This window comes from Roseateles toxinivorans (assembly GCF_004362525.1).
Lineage (GTDB): Bacteria > Pseudomonadota > Gammaproteobacteria > Burkholderiales > Burkholderiaceae_C > Paucibacter > Paucibacter toxinivorans.
Map to the genome: position 1 here is coordinate 581,854 of NZ_SNXS01000004.1, position 14,458 is coordinate 596,311.

A 14,458-nucleotide genomic window follows, 5' to 3' on the forward strand; every position below is an offset into this window, starting at 1 on the left:
CAACGGGCATTGCTGATTCAGCTGCTGGCCGGGGCACGCCGCCCGGTGCCAGGCGACTGGCTGCCGCTGCATTTGGGCGGGCAGGCCATAGGCGTGCTGGCACCGCAACGCGTTGCTCCGCTGCTGGCGGTGCTGCAGGGTTGCAGCGTGCAGGGCCGGCGCCTGGTCTGGGCGGCACAAGGGCTGACCCCGGAGCAGCGCTCGCAGCAGATCCAGCAGGCGGCCGAGCGGCTGCGCGAGCTGGGCTTGATCACCGGCTGGCGCAACGAGGCCTATCGCTGCGAGGTGCCGGTCGGTGATCCGCTGCTGGAGCAGGGCACCGAGTTGTTCCGGCTTGAACGAGCCGCCTTCCGCTTCTTCGGTCTGCGCAGCCGGGCCGTGCACATCAACGGCTTCAGTGCCGAGGGTGGTTTGTGGTGTGGACGGCGCGCGCTGAGCAAGGCCACCGACCCGGGCCGGCTGGACAATCTTGCCGCGGGCGGCCTGCCGGCCGGCGAGGCATTCGAGGACTGCGCCGTCCGCGAGCTGGGCGAGGAGGCCGGCGTGGCCGAGGCTGTCGCGCGTGGCATCGTCGCGGGTGGTGCAGTGCGTTGCACCCGGGTCGAGCCCGAGGGCCTGCATGACGAGGTCGTGCACATCTACAACCTTGCCCTGCCGGCGGGCTTTCAGCCACGCAACCGGGATGGTGAGGTGGCCGAGTTCCTCCACCTTCTCCCGGATGAGCTGATGACGCGGCTGCAGGCCGGTGAATTCACCGAGGATGCGGCCGCCGTCATCGCCACGGCCGGGGCAGAATATCCCGATGGAACAAATTGATGTCGCCGTGATCGGTGCCGGTGTGGTGGGCCTGGCCGTCGGGCGGGCGCTGGCGCGGCGGGGCCTGGAAACCATTGTGCTCGAGCGCGCCAATGCGATCGGCACGGGGGTGAGCTCGCGCAACAGCGAGGTCATACACGCCGGGCTGTACTACCCGGCAGGCTCGCTGAAGGCCCGTCTCAGCGTACGTGGCAAGGCGCTGCTTTACGCCTATTGCGAGCAGGCCGGCGTGGCTCACCAGCGCTGCGGCAAGCTGGTCGTGGCCACGCAGGAGGCACAGTTGCCGGGCCTACAGCAATTGCTGGCCAAGGGCCAGGCCAACGGCGTTGACGATCTGCTCTACCTCAGCCCCGCCGAGGCCCTGACCCTGGAGCCGGCGCTGCGCTGCGTCGGCGCGTTGCTGTCGCCGTCCACCGGCATCATCGACAGCCACGGCCTGATGCTGGCCCTGCAGGGTGATCTGGAGCGGGCCGGCGGCATGTTGGCGCTGTGCTCGCCGGTCGAGTCCATTTTCACCGGCCCTCAGGGCCACCGCCTGCAGGTCGGCGGCGATGAGCCCATGGAGTTGCAGGCCCGGCATGTGATCAATGCGGCGGGACTGTACGCGCCGCAGCTGGCCGCGCGCACGCAAGGTCTGGCCCCGGCACACCAGCCACGTGCCTACTTCAGCAAGGGCAACTACTTCGCCTTGGCCGGCCGCGCGCCGTTCAGCCGCCTGATCTATCCGGTGCCGCAAGACGCCTGGCTGGGCGTGCACCTGACCCTGGACCTGGGCGGCCAGGCCCGCTTCGGCCCGGACGCCCAGTGGCTGCCCGAGGTCAGCGAGCCCGGACAGATCGACTACACGGTGGATCCGCGACGGGCCGATGGCTTCTATGCCGATGTGCGCCGCTACTGGCCCGGCCTGGCCGACGGCGCACTGCAGCCGGCCTACAGCGGTGTGCGGCCCAAGCTGCATGGGCCTGATCAGAGTGCACCGGACTTTCGCATCGACGGCCCGGCCGAGCATGGGGTGCCAGGACTTGTCAATCTGCTGGGCATCGAATCTCCCGGGCTGACCAGCTGTCTGGCCCTCGCCGACGAGGTGGTGCAGCGGCTGGGCGTTTGAGCCGATTGACAGGCCGGTGACCACGCAAGCATGCTTGCGTCGCCAAATGCACGGTGGGCCGCACCAATCTGCCCTGGTCACCGCGCAATGGCTCATACAACAGGGAGTAATGAATGAAATCGACGCATTGGTTCGCCGGCCTTGTGGCCTCGGCAATGATCATGCTTGCGCCCGCGGCGCAGGCCTACTCCAGTCTCTACATCTTCGGCGACAGCCTGTCGGACAGCGGCAATAATGCGGTGGCCATAGGGGCCACCTTGCCGCCGCAGCTGCTGCCGGGGGGCGGGTGGTTCTCGACCATTCCCTATGCCTCCGGCACCTACAGCAACGGCCCGGTCTGGTCCAGCAGCTTTGCCGCCTCGCTGGGGCTGAGCGCCGCACCGTCGCTGCTGGGCGGTGGCAACTATGCGTTCGGCGGCGCGCAGACCGCGGCACCGGGCGTGGAGACGTCCGATGGCTTCCCGTACAGCCTGAAGCGGCAGACGGAGTTCTTTCTTGCGGCGCACGGGGGCGCGGCGCCCAGTGACGCGCTCTATGTGCTCGAGAGCGGCGGCAACAATGCCCGCGACGCGCTTGGCGCGATGCTGCTCGGGGCCAATCCGTCCACTGTGATTGGCGCGACTGCGCAGCAATATGCGATCGACACCGGCATGCTGATCGACAGCCTGCAGGCCAAGGGCGCCCAGCACATCGTGGTTTGGAACACGCCCAACCTTGGCCTGACGCCGCTGGCCGCCAGCTACGGCGCGATGGGCATGAGCCTGGCCAGCGATCTGAGCGCCAGCATGAATGCGGCTTTGGCCGCTCAGCTTCAGGGCCGCAGCGGCGTGACCCAGTTCAATGTCTTCGACCTGATGACACAGGCCACGCTGAACCCCGCCGCCTTCGGCCTTGGCAATGTCACCGATGCCTGCGGCGCGGTGCTGGGCTGTGATGCCAACAGCTATCTGTTCTGGGACGGCATACACCCGACTGCCCGTGGCCACGAGTTGCTGGCGGCAGGCATGCTGGCCGCTGTGCCCGAGCCGGCCAGCTATCTGCTGCTGCTGGCAGGGCTGCTGCTGCTGTCCGGCGCTGCGCGCCGTCGCCGGTACTGAAGGCTCCTAGCGCACAAGCCCTTGCCGCAGCACGGGGCGGGTTCATGTCCTAGGATCAGGGCATGAACCTGCCCCTTTCCGTCCTTGATCTCGTTCCCGTCAGCTCCGGCGGCAGCGCCGCCGCCTCAGTGCATCGCAGTGGCGAGCTGGCCCAGCTGGCCGAGCGCCTGGGCTACCGGCGCCTGTGGTACGCCGAGCACCATGGCATGCCCTCGGTGGCTAGCGCTGCGCCGGAGGTCTTGATCGCCCACGCGGCGGCGCTGACCCGCAGGCTGCGCATCGGTTCCGGCGGCGTGATGCTGCCCAACCATGCGCCGCTGCGCGTGGCCGAGGCCTTTCGCACCCTGTCCGCGCTGTACCCAGACCGCATCGACCTGGGCCTGGGCCGGGCGCCCGGCTCGGATGTGCAGGCCTCGCGGGCGCTGCGTGCCTTCGACGGCGAGCAGTTTCCGCAGCTGCTGTCCGAGCTGCTGACCTGGTCGGGTGTCACGCCGCTGCCCGACGGTCATCCGATGAGCGCGCTGAAGGCCATGCCCGACGACGCGCCCTTGCCGCCGATCTATATGCTGGGCTCCAGCGGCGCCAGCGCGCAGATGGCGGGAGCGGCCGGCATGGGTTACTCCTTTGCCAGCCACTTCAGCCCGACGCCCGCCGCGCCGGCCTTCGAGGCTTATCGCCAGGCCTTCGTGCCCTCGGCGCAGTTCGAGCGGCCACACACCATCCTCGGCGTGTCCGCCGTCTGCGCGCCGACCGAGGAGGAGGCCCAGTTCCTGGCCGCGACGATGGACCTGGCCTGGGTGCGCATACGCAGCGGCCGCTTTGCCCCGCTGCCCAGCCCCGAGGAAGCGCTGCGCTATGCCTACAGCGACGCCGAGCAGGCCCTGGTACGGGGCTTTCGCCGCCTGGTGGTGGTGGGCACGCCGGCTTCGGTGCGCGAGCAGATAGCCGCCAAGGCCGAGGCCTGCGAGGCCGACGAGGTGATGATCACCTCCAATATCCACAGTCACGCGGCGCGGCTGCGCTCCTATCAGCTGGTGGCTGAAGCGTTCGGGCTCGTCCCTCAGGCGGCGGGTACCTCGGCCAGCCCCCAGGACGCCAGCGTGTAGTTGGCCCCATTGGCCAGGCCCGTGCCCTGGGCGATGGTGGTCTTGCGCCTGCGCACGTTCTCCTGCCAGCGGGGCAGGGCGCTGTCGGCCACCGCATTGGCCAGCAGCAGGCGGCGCTGTGCCTCCGGGGTATCGGCCTGCAGGCCGGCAGCCAGCGCAAAGGCCTTGGGCTTGAAGCCGCCGTTTTGCACATGCACATCGAAGGCCAGGGCGACACCCAGCTCGGAGGTCAAGCCCAGCCTGCGGGCGGACGCCGCGGCCGGTACAAAGTATTTGTCGAATGCCCGCTGCATCTGGATGCGCTTGATGATGGGTTCGTCGCCGAGTCGGGCAAAGGCCTTCAGCCAGGCGTCCGGCACCCGCTCCTTGGTCGGGCCGCTGCTGATGCTGTCGGCCCAGGCGATCTGCTCTTTCAGCGGCTTGGCGCAGACGCCCAACCAGACCGGCGCCAGATCCTGGAAGGTGCGCGCCAGCACGCCCGGTGCCAGGGCCTCGGCCTCCTTGGTGATGGCCTGGATCTCGCCATTGCTGAGGGTGAAGCCTATCACCCCCCAGGTCAGGCCGGCACCGTCGAAATTGCCCTGCACCAGGCCGAAGCCATGGCCCTCGAAGGCGGCGGTCAGTCCCAGGCAGCGCTCGTACAACGAGGGCAGGGGGTCGGGCGTCAGCTGCGACCAGGTGGCCTCATCCACCGAGCCGGTGACGGGCAGCGAGCGCCGTTGCTGCAGCGCCTGCAGCGCGGCCGTCGTGTTGCCGCCGAAGTCACCATCGACGAACTTCTCGGCCGCGCCGGCAAAAATGCCCTGGCGCAGCAGATCGGTCTGGATGCGGCGGGCAATCATGCCCTTCAGTCCCTTGGCGAAATAGACACGGCCCATGGCGGCTCCCGGCGGTTGGATGGCGCAATCTACGCCCGCGGGTGACGGCTGGCTACTCTGCTCCTTAGGGATGCGGGGTCAGTAGATCTCGGGCACCAGCATCTGCGGCGGCACCGGCTGGCGCGCATAGTCCTCGCTGCGCTCGCGCGCGGGCAGGGTCACCGGCGCGTGCTCGACCTCGTGATAGGGCATCTGCGCCAGCAGGTGCGCCATGCAGTTCAGGCGCGCCTTCTTCTTGTCATCGGCCTGCACCACCCACCAGGGCGCCTCGGCGATATGGGTGCGCTCCATCATCACTTCCTTGGCCTTGGTGTAGTCCTCCCAGCGGCGGCGCGACTCCAGATCCATCGGGCTGAGCTTCCACTGCTTGAGCGGGTCGTGGATGCGGCCCAGAAAGCGGGTGTGCTGTTCCTCGTCCGAGATCGAGAACCAGTATTTGATGACCTGGATGCCGGCGCGCACCAGCATCTTCTCGAACTCGGGCACGGTGCGGAAGAATTCCTCGTACTCGGCGTCCGAGCAGAAGCCCATCACGCGCTCGACGCCGGCGCGGTTGTACCAGCTGCGATCGAACAGCACGATTTCGCCGCCGGCCGGCAGATGCGAGGCATAGCGCTGGAAGTACCACTGCGTGCGCTCGCGGTCGTTCGGCGCGGGCAGGGCGGCGACGCGACACACGCGCGGGTTCAGCCGCTGGGTGATGCGCTTGATCACGCCACCCTTGCCGGCGGCGTCGCGGCCTTCGAAGATGATGACGGCCTTGTGCTTGCTCGCCACCACCCAGTCCTGCAGCTTGACCAGCTCGCCCTGCAGACGGAACAGCTCCTGGAAATAGGCGCGGCGCTCGCGGCGCTGCGCCTCGCTGCGCGCCGCGGCGGGGTCGTCGAAGGCGCGGTCATCGATCTCCATCTCCAGCTCTTCGTCATAGCTGTCGATCAGATCGGCCTGCAGGCGTTGCAGCAGCTCGGCCTGCTCCTGGGCGTTGTCGGGTGGGTTGAGGCTCATGGGCGCAGAGCGTGCCTGGGGCCGGTGACAGGCCCATGACAGACAATGCCGGCCATGACGACGCCTGCCGCTATGGACTCAGCTTCTCCCTTGCCCTGCATCTGCCTGGCCGGCCCCACCGCCTCAGGCAAGACGGCGGCATCGCTGGCCATCGCCGAGGCCTTGCAGGCGAGCCGCCCGGTCGAGATCGTCAGCGTCGATTCGGCTCTGGTCTACCGCGGCATGGACATCGGCACGGCCAAGCCCAGTGCCGCCGAGCAGGCCCTGGTGCCCCACCATCTGCTGGACCTGATCGACCCGCTGCAGAGCTACTCGGCGGCCCGCTTCGTGGCCGATGCCACCCGGCTGATCGGCGAGATCCGTGCCCGTGGCCACACGCCGCTGCTGGTGGGTGGCACGATGCTCTATTTCAAGGCCCTGTTCGAGGGCCTGGACGAGATGCCGGCGGCCGACCCAACAGTGCGTGCCGAGCTCGACGCGCTGGCACAGCGTGGGGGCCTGGCCGCCCTGTACGCCGAGCTGGCCCGGGTGGACCCGCCCACCGCCGCCCGGCTCAAGCCGGCCGATAGCCAGCGCATACAGCGGGCGCTGGAGGTCTACCGCATCAGCGGCAAGCCGCTGTCTGCCTGGCACAGTGACAAACCGGTGCGCGCCACACCCGCGCTGATTTCACTGGAGCCGCAGGACCGCGCCTGGCTGCACCAGCGCATTGCCCAGCGCTTCATGCAGATGCTGGACATGGGGCTGGTGGACGAGGTCAAGGGCTTGATGGCGCGTGGCGACCTGAACCCCGATCTGCCTTCGATGCGCTGTGTCGGCTACCGCCAGACCTGGGAGGCGCTGGAGGCTGGCGATCTGTCCGCACTGGCCGAGCGCGGCATCGCCGCCACCCGCCAGCTGGCCAAGCGCCAGATCACCTGGCTGCGCAGCATGCCGCAGCGGCAGGTCGTGGCCTGCGATGCGGCCGATGCGACCAGCCGGGCGGTGCACCTTGCGGTGGCGGCGGCCAGGGATTTGCCACCCTGAATCCGGCCCGGTCTGGATGTGCGGGATAATCGGCGCCGTTTTCATCCACATTCACCGGAGTCATCCATGGCAAGAGCCCCCCGTACCGAAGCCGAGCGCCGAGCAACCCCGCGTCCCGTCGCCCCCAAGGGCGTGACCTTCACCGCCCCGCGCGGCCAGATGCGCAGCCTGGAACGTGGCACGGCCACCAACAACAAGAAGAACCCGGGCAAGCGCGCCAAGAAGGGCGGTTGAATCCGGTCAGCTCGCTTCACCAGCAGCAGCGGCGCCTCGGCGCCGCTATTTTTTTGTCGACTCACTTCACCGGAATGGCCGTTGCCCGGTCGACGGCCACCGCCGTCACGCTGTTCTGCGGCGAGCCTTCGATGACGCGGTCGGCATAGGTCAGATACACCAGCGTGTTGCGTTTGACGTCCACCATGCGCACGATGCGCAGCTTCTTGAACACCAGCGAGATGCGCTCGTTGAACACCTCCTCCTGCTGCGCTATCGGCTTGGCGAAGGAGATCGGCCCCACCTGGCGGCAGGCGATCGAGGCCTCGGACTTGTCCTCGGCCAGGCCCAGGGCGCCCTTGACGCCACCGGTCTTGGCTCTCGACACATAGCAGGCCACTCCCTGCACCTTGGGGTCGTCATAGGCATCGACGACGATCTTGTGGTCGGGGCCGATGAACTTGAATACCGTGTCCACCTCGCCGACGGTTTCGGCATGGGCCGTGGCGGTGATCAGGCAGGAGGCGAGGGTCAGGGCGAGGCGATTCTTCAATGAGGGCTCCCGGATGCAGGTAAATGGCGATGGGGGCAAGCCTACCCGAATCGGTCTGTGCCCCCTGGGCCGGCGACTTGATGACCGTCAAGCCAGGACCCGTTTCCTGTGACAGACTGTGGGCTCATGCAAGCAGAGTTCAACAGGAGTGCAAATGAAGATTCTCGTCGCCGTTGATGGCAGTTCGTTCACCAAGCGCATGCTGGCCTACCTGACGGCGCATGACGAATGGCTGGGTGGCACCCATGCCTACACCATCCTGCATGTGGTGCCCGCGATTCCGCCGCGCGCCGCCGCCGCCGTGGACAAGGAAACCTTGAAGGCCTACTACGATGACGAGTCGGAGAAGGTGCTCAAGCCCATCCGCAGCTTTTTCACCAAGCAGGGCATCAAGGCCGACTACGTCGGCAAGGTCGGCCACGCCGCCGATCTGATCGCCGCCACCGCCGACAAGGGCAAGTTCGACCTGCTGATGATGGGCTCGCACGGCCACAGCACGCTGGGCAATCTGGTGATGGGGTCGGTGGCCACCAAGGTGATGGCACATTGCGGCGTGCCGGTGTTGACGATCCGCTGAGCTGACGCTCAGGCCGAGGCCAGTGCCGCCAGCATCTCATCGCTGGTGCGCTGCCAGCGCCCGTCCACCAGCAGCTCGGCCGGCCGGAACTGTGCCTTGTAGGCCATCTTGCGGCTCTGCCCTATCCAGTAGCCCAGATACAGATGCGGCAGGCCCAGCTCTTTCGCCTGGGCAATCTGCCACAGCACGTTGTAGGTGCCGTAGCTGGCTTCGTCGCCGGGCTCGTAGAAGGTATAGACCGCCGACAGGCCGTCGTTGAGCACATCCAGTATCGACACCATCTTCAGCACGCCCAGCGTGCCGTCGGTGGCGGGCTCGCGGAATTCGACCAGGCGCGAGTTGATGCGGCTTTGCAGCAGGAACTGGGTGTATTGGTCGACGCTGTCGTGGTCCATGCCACCGCCTACGTGACGGCTGGCCTGGTAGCGCAGATAGAGCTCGTAATGCTCGGCCAGAAATCCCAGGCGCAGCACACGCACCTGCAACTGCTGATGGGCTTTTTGCGCGCGGCGCTGGCTGCGCCTTGGCGTGAATTCCTCCACCAGCACACGCAACGGCATGCAGGCCTTGCAGGCATCGCAGTGCGGCCGGTAGGTGAACAGGCCGCTGCGCCGGAAGCCGGCCGCCACCAGGTTCGAGTAGGTGTCGGCGTGTATCAGATGGCTGGGCGTGGCCACCTGCGAGCGGGCCAGGCGGTCCGGCAGATAGCTGCACGGGTAGGGCGCCGTGGCATAGAACTGCAGGGATGACAGCGGAAGCTCTTTCGGATGCGTCACGTGGGCTCAATCGGAGGACTTCAGGCCCAGATGCTGCCACAAGCTCGGTTCGAAGGCCCAGTGCTGAGGCGCCGGCTGCGGCACGGATTCGGCCAGATGCCGCTCGAACGCATCGCGCGTGACCTCGAAGGCGCCCATCGACGCCAGGTGCTTGGTGTTCTGCTGGCAGTCGATCCAGCTGATGCTCATCTCGCGGCACAGGCAGATCAGCGCCGCGAGCGCGATCTTCGAGCCGTCGCTGCGGCGGCTGAACATCGACTCGCCGAAGAACATGCGGCCCAGCGAGATGCCGTACAGGCCACCGGCCAATTCGCCGTCGACCCAGGTCTCGATGCCGTGCACGCAGTTCCAGCCGGTATAGGCCTCCAGCATCTCGGGCACGATCCAGGTGCCGTTCTGGCCCTCACGCTGGGCGCCGGCGCAGCAGCGCATGGTGTCGGCGGGGTCGCGATCGACGCGGATCTCGCAGCCTGGCGTGCGGGCAAAGCGGGCCACCGTCTTGCGCAGCGAGCGCGACAGCTTGAAATGCGCCGTCTGCAGCACCATGCGGGGGTCGGGGCTCCACCACAGCACCGGCTGGCCCGGCCCATACCAGGGGAAGATGCCACGCGAATAGGCTTCGCGCAGCCGCCACAGGGTCAGCTCGCCTCCGGCGGCCAGCAGGCCCGGCGCGTCGGAGTCCTGTCCCAGCGCCTTGGCCGTGGGCGGAAAGGGCTCTTGCGGGTCTTGCAGCCAGGGAACCATGGAGCGGGTGAGATCAGCCTTGAGTGTGCGCAATGTTAAGGCTTGCCATCGCCCGGGCATTGGGCGCAGCATGACAATCCGTTCATCAGCGACTTCTGCTCCTACCTTCACCATGATCAAGCTCTACGGCATTCCGAATTGCGACACCGTCAAGCGCGCCCGCCAGTGGCTGGACCAGCAGGGCCTGCCCTATGAATTCCATGACTACAAGAAGGCCGGCGTGCCGGCCGCCGAGCTGCCCCGCTGGATGGCCGAACTGGGCTGGGAGCGCCTGGTCAACCGCGCCGGCACGACCTGGCGCAAGCTCGACGAGGCCACGCGCGAGGCGGTGGTCGATGAGGCCAGCGCCGCCGCGCTGATGCAGGCCCAGCCCAGCGTGATCAAGCGGCCGCTGGTGCACTGGTCCGACGAGCGCCTGAGCGTGGGCTTCTCGGACGAGCTGTTCACCAACCATCGTCCGCGGGCCTGAGTCGGCCGGCATCGCCATATTGGTGCGCTTGACGCACCAACAGCGCGCGTTGCGCCGCATGGCGGTGCGCGCACCTGCCGTTTCACCGCCCCGTGTTGGGCACTGTTCTTGCTGTTCTGGTGCGCGCCGGCCTCATGCCGGTGCGCCGCAAAAGCAAAGGACGGTCGTGGAGAACTTCAAGCAGGGCGCTGACGCGCTCTTTATCTTGCTCGGCGCCATCATGGTGCTGGCCATGCATGCGGGCTTTGCCTTTCTGGAACTGGGCACGGTGCGCAAGAAGAACCAGGTCAATGCCCTGGTCAAGATCCTGGTGGACTTCGCCGTGTCCACCGTCGCCTACTTTCTGATCGGCTACACGGTGGCCTACGGCACACACTTCTTCACCGGCGCCGAGACGCTGGCGGCAAAGAACGGCTACGAGCTGGTCAAGTTCTTCTTCCTGCTGACCTTTGCGGCGGCGATTCCGGCCATCGTCTCCGGCGGTATTGCCGAGCGGGCCCGCTTCGGCCCGCAGCTGGCGGCCACGGCGGTGATCGTCGGCCTGATCTATCCGGTCTTCGAGGGCCTGGCCTGGAACCAGGCCTTCGGCTTCCAGCCCTGGCTGAAGGCGCGGTTCGGCGCCGAGTTCCATGATTTCGCCGGCAGTGTCGTCGTCCACGCCGTGGGCGGCTGGATAGGCCTGGCCGCCGTGCTGCTGCTGGGCCCGCGGTTGAACCGCTACCGCAAGGATGGCGCCATCAGCGCCCATCCACCGTCCAGCATCCCCTTTCTGGCCCTGGGCGCCTGGGTGCTGGCGGTGGGCTGGTTCGGCTTCAATGTGATGAGCGCGCAGACGCTGGACAAGCTCAGCGGCCTGGTGGCCGTCAATTCGCTGATGGCCATGGTCGGCGGCACGCTGGTCGCCACGCTGCTGGGCCGCAACGACCCCGGTTTTGCCTACAACGGCCCGTTGGCCGGCCTGGTGGCCGTCTGTGCCGGCTCGGACCTGATGCACCCGGTCGGCGCGCTGGTCGTGGGCGGCGTGGCCGGTTTCATCTTCGTCAAGCTGTTCACCTTGACGCAGAACCGCTGGAAGATCGACGACGTGCTGGGCGTCTGGCCCTTGCATGGCCTGTGCGGTGCCTGGGGCGGCATCGCCTGCGGCATCTTCGGCCAGTCGGCGCTGGGCGGGATCGGCGGGGTCAGCCTGTGGTCGCAACTGCTGGGCACGCTGGCGGGCGTGGCCTGGGCCTTTGCCGGCGGGCTGGTCGTCTATGGCCTGCTGAAGAAGGCGGTGGGCCTGCGCCTGAGTCAGGAGGAGGAGTTCGAGGGTGCCGATCTGTCCATACACAAGATCGGCTCGACACCGGAGCGCGAGGTCAGCTGGTAAGCTGTCCGGCTTCTCCGCATTTGCATCCAGACCGTCCATGTTCACCGGCATTGTTCAAGGCGTGGCCTCCGTGGCCGCCATCACCGACCGCCCCGGCCTGCGCAGCTTCACCTTGCAGTTTCCGGCGGGCTTTTGCAGCGGCCTGGAGATCGGCGCCAGCGTGTCCTGCGACGGCGTCTGCCTGACCGTCACGGCCTTGCATGAGGGCGAGCGCGCCGATTTCGACGTGATGCAGCAAAGCCTGTCGCTGACCACCTTGGCCGGGCTGGGCCAGGGCAGCCCCCTCAATGTCGAACGGGCCGCGCGCGACGGCGCCGAGATCGGCGGCCATCCGCTGTCGGGCCATGTGGATTTCATGGGCACCATCGCTGAGATCCGCCGCCCCGAGAACAACCATGTGCTGCGCATCGCCGTGCCGCAGCGCTGGATGCGCTATATCTTCGCCAAGGGCTATATAGCCATCAACGGCGCCAGCCTGACGGTGGCCGAGGCCGACCGTAAGGCCGGTTGGTTCGAGGTCTGGCTGATCCCCGAGACCCTGCGCATGACGACCTTCGGCGACAAGGCCGAGGGCGCGAGCCTGAACATCGAGATCGAGCGCCAGACGCAGGTGTTCGTGGATACCGTGCGGGATGCCATCGACGAGCGACTGGGGCCCCTGTTGCCCGCGCTGCAGGCGCTCCTGGCCCAGCAGGGTCTGAGTGTCGAGGACCTGGCGGAGCCGGTGCAGCTGCCGCGCAGCTGATTGGTTCAGGCGGCGGCAGTCTTCAGCTTGCGATACAGCGTGTTGCGGCTGATGCCCAGCCGCCGCGCCGCCTCCGACAGATTGCCGGCGCAGGCCTGCACCGTGCGGGTGATCAGCTGATCCGACTGCAGGCGCAGATCGGCGTCGGTGTCTGCCACGGCTTTTGAAGGCGCGTCGGCGCTCAAGTCTTCCGCCAGATCATCCGGCAGATGGCCCCAGCCCAGCTCGGTCTCGTCATCGGCCATCAAGGCGCAGGCGGTCTGCAGCGCGTTGTGCAGCTGGCGCAGATTGCCGGGCCAGCGATGGCCGGCGAAGGCGCGGGCCAGATCGGGAGCCAGGGCAATGCCGCGGCCGGGCGCGATGCGGGCCAGCATGGACTCGGTCAGCGCGGGCAGGTCCTGGCGCTCGCGCAGCGCCGGCAGCTGCAGGATCAGGCCGTTGATGCGGTAGTACAGGTCTTCGCGAAAGCGTCCGGCCTGCATCTCGTCGCGCAGCCTGCGGTGGCTGGCGCAGATCAGCGCAAAGTCCACCGCCACCGGCTTGCCGCCGCCCAGCGGCGTGACCTGGCGCTCCTGCAGCACGCGCAGCAGCCGGCCCTGCACGGCCAGCGGCATGTCGCCGATCTCATCGAGAAACAGCGTGCCGCCCTGGGCCTCGCGGATGCGGCCGGGCGCGCCATCGCGATGGGCACCGGTGAAGGCGCCGGCGCGGTAGCCGAACAGCTCGGCCTCGATCAGGCTCTCGGGCAGCGCGGCGCAGTTGACTGCTACCCAGGGCGCGTCACGCCGTGGGCCGCTGGCGTGGACGGCGCGCGCGAACACCTCCTTGCCGACACCGGTCTCGCCCTGCAGCAGCAGGGCGATGGGCTTGCCCAGCACGCAGCGGGCGCGGGTGATGGCGGCTTGCATCAGCGGATCGCCGCTGTCGAGCTCGGCCAGCGCGTCGCGGTGGACGACCGTTGCCGGTTTGGCTGACAGCGGCGCGCGGCCAGGCATCTGCCGGCCCGGCTCGATGCGTGCCCAGACCGCGCGGCCGTCGCCGAGCTTCAGACTGCGCGGCGCGCTGCTGGGACGCAGACACCAGCCGTGCAGCGTGTCGGCGTCGAGCGCCAGCACGCGGTCCACCATGATCTGGCCGATGTCGGCCTGGTGCAGTCCCAAAGAGCCCAGCTGGGTCAGCGCCTGGGCATTGGCGCCGACGATCCAGCCCTCGGGCGACACGGCCAGCAGCATCTCGGTCAGGGTGCCTATGCCCTCGGCCTGGCTGTGCAGTCGAAGGCGCAGGCCGCCGCCGTGGCGGGTGTCGAACAGCCGGTGCTCGATCATCCGTGCCGCCGAGCGCACCAGGCCCAAGGTGTGCGGGTGATAGCCGCGATGGTCGCCCGAGACATCGAGCACGCCCAGCAGCCGGCCGGTCGAATCGACGATGGGCGCGGCGGTGCAGGTCAGAAAGCCATTGCGCGCCAGATAGTGCTCGCCGCCGTGGACGACCACCGCGGCCTGCTCGGCCAGCGCCGTGCCGATGGCATTGGTGCCGCGCCATTGCTCATGCCAGATGGCACCGGGCCGCAGCGCGACCCGCTCGGCACGGTTGACGAAGTGCGCATCGCCCAGCGCCTGCAAGAGCATGCCCTGCGAATCGGCCAGGATGACCATGCTGTCCGAGTCGCGGGTCTGCTCGAACAGGAATTCCATCACCGGACGGGCATGGCTCATCAGCTCGCGCTGCGCGGCCTGGGCCCGCTGCAGCTGGGCCGCCGAGGCATGGGGCGCATCGGCCACACGGCCGGTGCTGGGCAGGCCGTAGCCCAGGCTGCGCTGCCAGGAGCGCAAGAGGCCCTGGTGGCCGGGGCCGTCGATGACGGCGCCGGACTCCAGCAGGGCTCGACGCGCCTCGCGCAGCCAGGCGGGCGTGGCGCGTGCCGCCACCGGTGATGCAGCCATGGTTGTCTCCAGATGGCGGTTGCTTCTGCTTTG

Annotated in this window: 16 protein-coding genes; 10 read left to right on the top strand and 6 right to left on the bottom strand. The window is 68.1% G+C overall.

Annotated elements, in window-relative coordinates:
* Nucleotides 1-9 precede the first annotated feature (9 nt).
* The 4 genes from DES47_RS17760 to DES47_RS17775 all read left to right on the top strand — a co-directional run bounded on the left by DES47_RS17760 (nt 10) and on the right by DES47_RS17775 (nt 4,127).
* On the top strand, nt 10-816 hold the full coding sequence (locus tag DES47_RS17760) for an NUDIX hydrolase (RefSeq protein WP_166652053.1): 807 nt from the start codon (nt 10-12) through the stop codon (nt 814-816).
* Nucleotides 803-1,924 carry an NAD(P)/FAD-dependent oxidoreductase gene (locus DES47_RS17765; RefSeq protein WP_133702052.1) on the top strand — a complete coding sequence of 374 codons (1,122 nt, stop codon included), beginning with the start codon at nt 803-805 and terminating at the stop codon, nt 1,922-1,924. The genes DES47_RS17760 and DES47_RS17765 overlap by 14 nt, the downstream gene beginning before the upstream one ends.
* A gap of 113 nt (nt 1,925-2,037) precedes the next feature.
* On the top strand, nt 2,038-3,021 hold the full coding sequence (locus DES47_RS17770; protein WP_133702053.1) for an SGNH/GDSL hydrolase family protein: 984 nt from the start codon (nt 2,038-2,040) through the stop codon (nt 3,019-3,021).
* 62 nt (nt 3,022-3,083) lie between these two features.
* Nucleotides 3,084-4,127: an LLM class flavin-dependent oxidoreductase gene (locus DES47_RS17775; RefSeq protein ID WP_133702054.1), complete on the top strand. Its 1,044-nt coding sequence runs from the start codon at nt 3,084-3,086 to the stop codon at nt 4,125-4,127.
* Here the strand turns inward: DES47_RS17775 and DES47_RS17780 are convergent.
* Both DES47_RS17780 and ppk2 read right to left on the bottom strand, forming a co-directional pair.
* On the bottom strand, nt 4,082-5,005 hold the full coding sequence (locus tag DES47_RS17780; RefSeq protein ID WP_133702055.1) for a peptidoglycan-binding protein: 924 nt from the start codon (nt 5,003-5,005) through the stop codon (nt 4,082-4,084). The genes DES47_RS17775 and DES47_RS17780 overlap by 46 nt on opposite strands.
* Before the next feature lie 78 nt (nt 5,006-5,083).
* Nucleotides 5,084-6,010 (bottom strand): polyphosphate kinase 2, encoded by a 927-nt coding sequence (gene ppk2, locus DES47_RS17785; protein WP_133702056.1) that lies wholly within the window; start codon nt 6,008-6,010, stop codon nt 5,084-5,086.
* Between the two features lie 72 nt (nt 6,011-6,082).
* On the opposite strand from ppk2, the gene miaA reads away from it, so the two are divergent.
* Together miaA and DES47_RS28770 are read left to right on the top strand one after the other, a co-directional pair.
* Nucleotides 6,083-7,036, top strand: a complete 954-nt coding sequence (gene miaA, locus DES47_RS17790; RefSeq protein WP_133702057.1) for a tRNA (adenosine(37)-N6)-dimethylallyltransferase MiaA — start codon at nt 6,083-6,085, stop codon at nt 7,034-7,036.
* A gap of 66 nt (nt 7,037-7,102) precedes the next feature.
* Nucleotides 7,103-7,270 (top strand): hypothetical protein, encoded by a 168-nt coding sequence (locus DES47_RS28770; RefSeq protein ID WP_166652054.1) that lies wholly within the window; start codon nt 7,103-7,105, stop codon nt 7,268-7,270.
* A 61-nt stretch (nt 7,271-7,331) separates the two neighbouring features.
* Here the strand turns inward: DES47_RS28770 and DES47_RS17795 are convergent, their stop codons facing one another.
* The gene (locus DES47_RS17795) at nt 7,332-7,802 is read right to left on the bottom strand and encodes a CreA family protein (RefSeq protein ID WP_243748359.1); all 471 of its coding nucleotides are present in this window, start codon (nt 7,800-7,802) and stop codon (nt 7,332-7,334) included.
* Between the two features lie 154 nt (nt 7,803-7,956).
* Here DES47_RS17795 and DES47_RS17800 point away from each other — a divergent pair, with 154 nt between their 5' ends.
* On the top strand, nt 7,957-8,379 hold the full coding sequence (locus DES47_RS17800) for a universal stress protein (RefSeq protein ID WP_133702058.1): 423 nt from the start codon (nt 7,957-7,959) through the stop codon (nt 8,377-8,379).
* Nucleotides 8,380-8,387: 8 nt separating this feature from the next.
* Here the strand turns inward: DES47_RS17800 and DES47_RS17805 are convergent, their stop codons facing one another.
* Both DES47_RS17805 and DES47_RS17810 read right to left on the bottom strand, forming a co-directional pair.
* Entirely contained in the window at nt 8,388-9,155 is a 768-nt protein-coding gene (locus tag DES47_RS17805) for an arginyltransferase (RefSeq protein WP_133702059.1), read from the bottom strand.
* A 6-nt stretch (nt 9,156-9,161) separates the two neighbouring features.
* Entirely contained in the window at nt 9,162-9,899 is a 738-nt protein-coding gene (locus tag DES47_RS17810) for a leucyl/phenylalanyl-tRNA--protein transferase (RefSeq protein ID WP_133702060.1), read from the bottom strand.
* Nucleotides 9,900-10,011: 112 nt separating this feature from the next.
* Here DES47_RS17810 and DES47_RS17815 point away from each other — a divergent pair, with 112 nt between their 5' ends.
* The 3 genes from DES47_RS17815 to DES47_RS17825 all read left to right on the top strand — a co-directional run bounded on the left by DES47_RS17815 (nt 10,012) and on the right by DES47_RS17825 (nt 12,482).
* Nucleotides 10,012-10,368: an ArsC family reductase gene (locus DES47_RS17815; RefSeq protein WP_133702061.1), complete on the top strand. Its 357-nt coding sequence runs from the start codon at nt 10,012-10,014 to the stop codon at nt 10,366-10,368.
* Between the two features lie 166 nt (nt 10,369-10,534).
* Nucleotides 10,535-11,737 carry an ammonium transporter gene (locus DES47_RS17820; protein ID WP_133702062.1) on the top strand — a complete coding sequence of 401 codons (1,203 nt, stop codon included), beginning with the start codon at nt 10,535-10,537 and terminating at the stop codon, nt 11,735-11,737.
* A gap of 37 nt (nt 11,738-11,774) precedes the next feature.
* Nucleotides 11,775-12,482, top strand: a complete 708-nt coding sequence (locus DES47_RS17825) for a riboflavin synthase subunit alpha (RefSeq protein ID WP_133702063.1) — start codon at nt 11,775-11,777, stop codon at nt 12,480-12,482.
* 5 nt (nt 12,483-12,487) lie between these two features.
* On the opposite strand, the gene DES47_RS17830 is transcribed toward DES47_RS17825, so the two are convergent.
* Nucleotides 12,488-14,425, bottom strand: a complete 1,938-nt coding sequence (locus tag DES47_RS17830; RefSeq protein ID WP_133702064.1) for a sigma-54-dependent Fis family transcriptional regulator — start codon at nt 14,423-14,425, stop codon at nt 12,488-12,490.
* Nucleotides 14,426-14,458 lie beyond the last annotated feature (33 nt).

What these genes read in the sequence shown, in the direction of transcription:
- DES47_RS17800 (WP_133702058.1), top strand. Translation starts at nt 7,957, where the DNA reads ATGAAGATTCTCGTCGCCGTTGATGGCAGTTCGTTCACCAAGCGCATG.
- DES47_RS17770 (WP_133702053.1), top strand. Translation starts at nt 2,038, where the DNA reads ATGAAATCGACGCATTGGTTCGCCGGCCTTGTGGCCTCGGCAATGATC.
- DES47_RS17780 (WP_133702055.1), bottom strand. Translation starts at nt 5,005, where the DNA reads ATGGGCCGTGTCTATTTCGCCAAGGGACTGAAGGGCATGATTGCCCGC.
- DES47_RS17815 (WP_133702061.1), top strand. Translation starts at nt 10,012, where the DNA reads ATGATCAAGCTCTACGGCATTCCGAATTGCGACACCGTCAAGCGCGCC.
- DES47_RS17810 (WP_133702060.1), bottom strand. Translation starts at nt 9,899, where the DNA reads ATGGTTCCCTGGCTGCAAGACCCGCAAGAGCCCTTTCCGCCCACGGCC.
- ppk2 (WP_133702056.1), bottom strand. Translation starts at nt 6,010, where the DNA reads ATGAGCCTCAACCCACCCGACAACGCCCAGGAGCAGGCCGAGCTGCTG.
- miaA (WP_133702057.1), top strand. Translation starts at nt 6,083, where the DNA reads ATGGACTCAGCTTCTCCCTTGCCCTGCATCTGCCTGGCCGGCCCCACC.
- DES47_RS28770 (WP_166652054.1), top strand. Translation starts at nt 7,103, where the DNA reads ATGGCAAGAGCCCCCCGTACCGAAGCCGAGCGCCGAGCAACCCCGCGT.
- DES47_RS17830 (WP_133702064.1), bottom strand. Translation starts at nt 14,425, where the DNA reads ATGGCTGCATCACCGGTGGCGGCACGCGCCACGCCCGCCTGGCTGCGC.
- DES47_RS17765 (WP_133702052.1), top strand. Translation starts at nt 803, where the DNA reads ATGGAACAAATTGATGTCGCCGTGATCGGTGCCGGTGTGGTGGGCCTG.
- DES47_RS17775 (WP_133702054.1), top strand. Translation starts at nt 3,084, where the DNA reads ATGAACCTGCCCCTTTCCGTCCTTGATCTCGTTCCCGTCAGCTCCGGC.
- DES47_RS17825 (WP_133702063.1), top strand. Translation starts at nt 11,775, where the DNA reads ATGTTCACCGGCATTGTTCAAGGCGTGGCCTCCGTGGCCGCCATCACC.